The organism is Vibrio sp. 2134-1 (assembly GCF_033339495.1).
In genome coordinates this window covers 1-528 of the sequence record NZ_JAWOUS010000918.1, presented here as the reverse complement: position 1 = coordinate 528, position 528 = coordinate 1, and the positions used below count along the sequence as shown (strand labels likewise).

The 528-nt window shown below is 45.8% G+C and carries 1 pseudogene; it reads left to right on the top strand.

Annotated elements, in window-relative coordinates:
• A pseudogene (locus tag R7R78_RS29255) lies at window positions 1-528 on the top strand (FtsX-like permease family protein); the annotation flags it as partial.

Sequence of the window (528 nt, the reverse complement as noted above, 5' to 3'; positions counted from 1 at the left end):
CTTGCTAAGCGGTTATGCGTTACCGGGCGTGTTGGTGATTACGCCTGAATCTGATATCAAAACAGACATTCAAGCCCTAGCAAAAGAAGTAGGTCAACAACAAGATGTGACCGATGTTAGGCTCGATGAAGACTGGCTTGCGCGCTGAAATGCCATCAAAACACTAGCTGGTATTATTGTCGTGACTCTGACAATCCTGATGTTGGGTGCGGTATTTTTAATCGTTGGTAACACATTACGTTTTAATGTACTGGCGAATAAAGAAGAGATTCAAACCATGAAGCTTATCGGTGCGACCGACGGCTTCATTTTGCGTCCGTACCTATACACAGGTATGTGGTTTGGTGTACTAGGTGCTGTCATTGCTTGGTTTGTTACGGCGTTAGTGACCATTGTGATGAACAGCGCCGTAGAAGATCTTGCCGCGTTGTACGACAGCCAATTCCGTTTGATTGGCCTAAGTTGGGATGAATCTTTGCTGCTGATTATCACCGGTAGCCTTTTAGGTTGTATTGCCGCGCGCATTTC